We start from the raw sequence: 316 nt of genomic DNA, 5'->3' as shown, positions 1-316 counted from the left end.
AATTTATTAATATTTACCGCTACCTGCTTGTTTTACAGTCTTTTTATCTGAAAACATTATTTACAATATTTCCGATTTCCATAAAATCATTATGATTTCCTACAGATCGCTTCTCAGAATTTATACTCTCGAATTCCGAAAAAGGGAAGATTAATAAGTAATTTTTATTACTCAAATGTTTATTAAGAAGCTCAGGAATAAATCGCATTTGCGGAATATAAGATTTCATTCCTCTTTTTGCCATTAAGATAATAAGGGCTTCATTGTCTTTAAGTTGGGTCGCTGTTTGCTCGCCGTCTTTCCATGTGTTCATAAT

Annotated in this window: 1 protein-coding gene; it reads right to left on the bottom strand. The window is 31.0% G+C overall.

The window, feature by feature from the left end; all coding sequences use genetic code 11:
• Nucleotides 1–43 precede the first annotated feature (43 nt).
• Nucleotides 44–316 (bottom strand): hypothetical protein (locus tag SOM16_RS23090; protein ID WP_320466355.1); only part of this gene is annotated, 273 nt, incomplete at its 5' end.

It is taken from the genome of Pedobacter sp. CFBP9032 (genome assembly GCF_034045265.1).
Classification (GTDB): domain Bacteria; phylum Bacteroidota; class Bacteroidia; order Sphingobacteriales; family Sphingobacteriaceae; genus Pedobacter.
Note: the sequence above shows the minus strand (reverse complement) of the source record. Positions and strands in the feature narration are given on the sequence as shown.